This window comes from Peribacillus sp. Bi96, from assembly GCF_918698115.1.
GTDB lineage: Bacteria > Bacillota > Bacilli > Bacillales > DSM-1321 > Peribacillus.
This window is the reverse complement of the sequence record NZ_CAKKLV010000059.1, coordinates 1-5,051: the sequence shown is the minus strand read 5'-3', so window position 1 is coordinate 5,051 and position 5,051 is coordinate 1. Positions and strand designations below refer to the sequence as shown.

General features: G+C 42.8%; 4 protein-coding genes and 1 pseudogene. 1 reads left to right on the top strand and 4 read right to left on the bottom strand.

From position 1 onward, the window contains the following. Window positions 1-225: 225 nt before the first annotated feature. The 3 genes from LQ203_RS27150 to LQ203_RS27140 all read right to left on the bottom strand — a co-directional run bounded on the left by LQ203_RS27150 (window position 226) and on the right by LQ203_RS27140 (window position 1,873). Window positions 226-531 (bottom strand): NIPSNAP family protein, encoded by a 306-nt coding sequence (locus LQ203_RS27150; RefSeq protein ID WP_096341034.1) that lies wholly within the window; start codon window positions 529-531, stop codon window positions 226-228. Window positions 532-812: 281 nt separating this feature from the next. After that, window positions 813-1,022, bottom strand: coding sequence for a hypothetical protein (locus tag LQ203_RS27145; RefSeq protein ID WP_230163025.1), 210 nt, complete (start codon window positions 1,020-1,022; stop codon window positions 813-815). Further along, window positions 1,022-1,873 (bottom strand): SDR family oxidoreductase, encoded by an 852-nt coding sequence (locus tag LQ203_RS27140; RefSeq protein WP_230163023.1) that lies wholly within the window; start codon window positions 1,871-1,873, stop codon window positions 1,022-1,024. Before LQ203_RS27140 ends, LQ203_RS27145 begins: the two co-directional genes overlap by 1 nt. A gap of 291 nt (window positions 1,874-2,164) precedes the next feature. On the opposite strand from LQ203_RS27140, the gene LQ203_RS27135 reads away from it, so the two are divergent. Then, a complete protein-coding gene (locus LQ203_RS27135; RefSeq protein ID WP_230163021.1) occupies window positions 2,165-2,815 on the top strand; it encodes a TetR/AcrR family transcriptional regulator in 651 nt (216 codons plus the stop codon). 625 nt (window positions 2,816-3,440) lie between these two features. Here the strand turns inward: LQ203_RS27135 and LQ203_RS27130 are convergent. Continuing rightward, window positions 3,441-4,737, bottom strand: a pseudogene (locus tag LQ203_RS27130) (IS110 family transposase). Window positions 4,738-5,051: the final 314 nt, after the last annotated feature.

Below are 5,051 nucleotides of genomic sequence, written 5' to 3'. Positions count from 1 at the left end.
CATATTAGGGTTCCTCCTAAAGTTTTGAGTTAGAGTGGTGTCTTACTCATATCTTACTGAGGAGCCCTATTTTTTTCAAAGCTGAAAAATAACGAACTACAGGAATGCTATCCTGCCCCGTTAGTTCCATAAAAAAAAGGTTGCCGCAGCAACCTCCCTTATTGAGTAAAGCACCTGTTAGCTTAACAAGGTATGTATAGATTATTTTTCAACTTTAATGTATGTTCATTCGAATATAGGACGCATAAAGCTTCTCTTATAACTTAAAATACATTTAGTCTCTTCTGCAAATTTATATGCTTCTTGACATTCTGCATCCAATGCCATTTTTACTCGGTACTCTTCATATGCTGCTAAACTTGGGAAAGTGAATAATGCATAAGCAATATTATTAGCACCCTCATGTGGAAGGAAATAACCCTGATGTGTACCGCCTAATTTATTAACTAATCGAATCCACATCTTACCGTATTCCTCGAACTCATTTAATTTATATGGGTCAATAACATATTTCAAATAGCATGTAACCATTTTAACCCCCCAAAAAAATCTATTTTTTTCCATCATAACATATAAATGTACTAACCTGCCCCGTTAGTACAATTGGTTACTCCATATACTTCCACCTCTTTATCCTACTAGTAATTCAATCAAACTCCACCCTCTTTCGAGGTGTAGCCTTTAAATAAAGTTTAATCAAAAATATCTCGCAAACCCACATTTTACGATAAATAAAAAGAATCTATTTTGAAAAAGATTGATTAAAATAGATTCCTATCCAGAATATTTCAGTTTGATTTTTATAAAATATTTTAATCAATTTCAGTGTATCTAAAGTTTATTCTGCCTTCTCGAATTGAATGTGCCAGCTTTCCATGACTTTCCCGGCCGGGCTGATCTCTGAAACAAGCCTGTGCTTCACCGGCGTGCTGGTCGTCCATATGATCACGGTCAGCACCTGTTCGGTCCCGGATGGGTTGATGGACAGAAGCATTAGCTGAAATATTTGCCGAATTAGCCATCAGTGCGCCTCCTGGATCATCCATCCTGCAAGATCGGACGGACCGGCCGGCTTCTTATTGTTGGTGGAGCCGTCGCGTGGATGAAGCATGCCGCCAACGAGACGAAGTCCCTGTTTCCTCGTCATGAATCGTCCGATCTGCGTACCTATATAATTCTGTGTACCCGGAACGACATACAGCTTCCCGTCCTTCAATGCCCGAAGCGCAACTTCCACGACTCGCTCCGGTGTGTCTTTCTTACCGACGGCGGCTTCTTCCGTGCCTACGACGTTGAAGAAGCCGGTGTCCGTCGCTCCGGGACAAAGCGTGAGAAATTGGACGCCACTGTTGCGGTTTTCCCACCACAAGGCTTGGGTAAACGACAAAACGAAGGCTTTCGTTGCTCCGTATACCGCCATATAGGGAAGGGGCTGAAATCCAGCGGTCGATGCGACATTGATAACGGCCCCGGAGTTTCTACACAACATATCCGGCAAGAACAAGTGCGTCATATCTACAACAGCGGCAACATTGAGCATGACTTCTTCATGCTGGCGCACGCCTGACACTTGTTCAAACAAACCGTGCGTGGCAAAGCCTGCGTTGTTGACCAGCAGTTCGATCTCTAAATTCAGAAGTTGACATTGCCGATATAACTCGCCTGGCGCGCCCTCTTTGCCAAGATCGGTAGGAATCACCTCGACCTTGACGCCGTGCTTCTTTCTAAGCTCCGATGCCAGGTTCTCCAGCTTGTTTTTCGATCGGGCTACGAGTACAAGGTCGCCACCCTCTTTGGCCAATTGTCGGGCGAATTGCTCTCCGATGCCGGATGAAGCTCCCGTGACAAGCGCCCAATTTCCTTTTATGTTCATTGTGCAACTCTCCTATCTACTTTTTTATAATTAGGAAACAGTGTTACTTTGTCCTTAAAAATAATTCCTGACTCTCATAAGAGTCAAGAATTGTGATGCGTTCCGGTAACACTGTTTCTAATTGGAATCATTGTAACTGAGCTTTTTAAGAAAGTCAACATCGTTTTTTGAATCGTTGGTTTTTGGCATCCCTCGCAACATTGACAACGGTCCGACAATTATATTAAAATTCCTGTTAAGAGCTGGAAACATTGTTTCTTATCAAAAATGTATTAATTGAGGGTGATAGCGATGACAGACCAAAATAATTCCTTCGATGCAAATACGCAAAAGTTGGAAACGTATCAGGAGGCTCGCTTGAAAAATATTGAAAATCTTCGAAAGCTCGTCGTCGATGCTGCGGCAACGATTTTGTACGATGAGGGTCCTGAAGCTGTGACGGTGCGTAAAGTTGCGCAGAAGATGAATTGCTCTACCAAAATCATATACAACCTGTTTGTCAATAAAGATGGACTGGCTCAGCAGCTTTATCTCGACGGCTGCAAGCTTCTCGCCAACGAATTCGAGGGAACGCCGCGCTCTGACGATCCGATGCAGCAGCTGTTTAATTTAGGCGAAACCTTCTGGCAATTCGGACAGCGTTACTCCGGTTATTACAAGCTGATGTTCGGAGGAGCCTTCGCGGATTTCAAACCAGACCAGGAGAGCATACACGGCACCGTAACAGCTATGCGGCAATTATTGACAGTAATTGGTAATGCACAAGAGCAGGGACTGATTACCGGTCCGTATGACACGGAAACCGTCGTCCGTATCTTCTGGGCGTCGCTCCACGGTGTTATCCATCTTTACATGTGCGGACATTTTGGTGATGTGCAGTCCGCACATGCCGTTTACAAGCAAACGTTGTCTTTGGTTGTCGGTTCGTTATTTTCGAGTTGAGGATTCTAGAGAGGAAAAAAAGCACCTTAGGGTGTCTTTTCTTTATTTTTTTAAAACGTCGCAACTTTATTTCAAAACGACACGAGGGTATTTTTTTAATACAAGCAACCTTGATAAATGAATAAATAGAAAGGGCATGTTTTGAAAAAGATTAATCAAAACCTGCCCTTATACTATTTAATTGGATTATTCTTTTATAAAAAAGATTGAACATTTTTATGTTCCTTAATGAACTCCATCAGTTTAATAGATAATGCTCACGAATACTCGCTTATTCGCAGGATTTCAAACCACATGGTATAGGTTGCTATAGATGAACGCAAGAGATAGGACCGTTTTGATAAGATGAGGGCAGATTGAAATAGGGGATCTGTTGAAAATCCCATATTATTACATATACTGCACGCATTCTCCACGCTGCCCCTGGAGGCTTTCCCTCCCATGTCTCAACGGGTCATAATCCTATGCCCTTTCATTCCTTCGTCATGCCTATCCAAGGGGTGAAGGCCGGTTTTGCTAACGGAACGGGTCATTGCCCTTTTGTTCATTACATCCAGTACTTCGTGCTTTCTTTGAAATCCTACGAATAAGCCAACTTTCGTTAAATAACAATGTGAATGTAAATTTACGCTGCTAGTTGTTCAAATGGGAAGATCATTTCCGGTTTATAGGCAGAGCCATTACGAGCTATACCTACTAGGACACGGGCGAGTTTTCCACAAAGTTTCATGATGGATTTCATTTTCTTAATCTTCTTCACTTTAACATTATTCGAGTGTAGGGCTTTAAACTCAGGGTTATTCATCACTAGACTCAGGGTTATTCATCACTAGACTCATGGTCGCAAGGAAGAGGTAACGCCGCAGGCGTGATCTTCCACGTTTGGAAAGAACAATTTGGCCTTTCCACTTCCCAGAGCTTGCTTCAGCGAGATGCAATCCTGCATGACGAAGGAGCGCATTCCCGTGAGCGAACCCACTCAGATCTCCAGCTTCTCCTAAGATTCCCGCTAGTGAAATCTCGCTGATTCCTTTAATGGCAAGTATTTTCTTAACGAATGGAATCTGTTCCAAGACGTTTGTGACTTCTTGCGTCACTCTTTCGAGTTGGGATGAAGCGAGATCATATTCCTCTAATAATTGTCCCAAGTGAAGTTTATACGCATCAAGGGCTTGTTTCGTACCAATTGAACGCTTGGCCAATACAAGCAGGGAACGGGCTTTTTTATGCCCGGAATGTCGCTTCATACATGATTTCCAACCGGTTACGATATCTTGAGGCTGTAAGGAACATAATTCAGCTGGGGTAGGAAAGAGGCGTAGGGTTGCGATTGCCCCTTTACATGATACGTCTTTAAACACTTGCCGGAGCTCGGGAAAGACCACATCCACCCAGCGATTAATTTGGTTGATGGAGCTAACATGACGCTTAACGATCACATCTCGGTTAGCCATAAGGACACGAAGTTTTTCAAATGATTCTGAAGTGGAACGAACGAAGGCATAGTAGCCATTCTTCACCATATCAGCGATGACAAGGGCATCTTTTTTATCACTTTTGGATTGCGTATTATCACGATTTTCTTTGTTTCTTTTGACATGGTTAGGATTGACGGTGACGACATCCATGTTTTGTTTGACTAGCCACTTTGAAAGGTTTATCCAATAATGTCCGGTAGGTTCCATTCCGACTATCGTTGTGTCTAGGTTTTTCATTTGTTTTAGTTCCTGGATCCAGTTTAGTAATCGAGTAAAACCCTCTTCGTTATTTTCAAAAGACAAGGGTTTCCCGACCACAATGCCCCGAAAGTTTACAGCACGGGCCACGTGTAAGTGTTGGGCAATATCCACACCAACAACTAGATGTTGATCCGTAATTCTCTCAATTAGTTGATTTTGTTTGTTTTGCATTTTAAAATTCATAGTAGGGCTTCCTCCTTAAGACTTTGAGTTAGATTGGTCTCTATACTCGTATCTTACTGAGGGGCTCTATTTTTTTCAAACCTGATATTTAACGATCTACAGGAATGCTAACCTGCCCCGTTAGTTGCATAAAATCGAGTAGGAGGAGGCGCCTAGCCTCCGACCTCTCACACCACCGTACGTACCGTTCGGTATACGGCGGTTCAGTTTAAGTCTGACGCAGTTTTGTATATCGTTCATATAGATTTTCTAACCCTTGATGTTGCCAATAAGCATTATTAAGGGTTTTGTCTAGAATAGGGCTATGCGCAATG

Bases quoted from the DNA above. Each gene is read 5' to 3' on its own strand.
- LQ203_RS27150 (WP_096341034.1), bottom strand. From the start codon at position 531: ATGGTTACATGCTATTTGAAATATGTTATTGACCCATATAAATTAAAT.
- LQ203_RS27145 (WP_230163025.1), bottom strand. From the start codon at position 1,022: ATGGCTAATTCGGCAAATATTTCAGCTAATGCTTCTGTCCATCAACCC.
- LQ203_RS27140 (WP_230163023.1), bottom strand. From the start codon at position 1,873: ATGAACATAAAAGGAAATTGGGCGCTTGTCACGGGAGCTTCATCCGGC.
- LQ203_RS27135 (WP_230163021.1), top strand. From the start codon at position 2,165: ATGACAGACCAAAATAATTCCTTCGATGCAAATACGCAAAAGTTGGAA.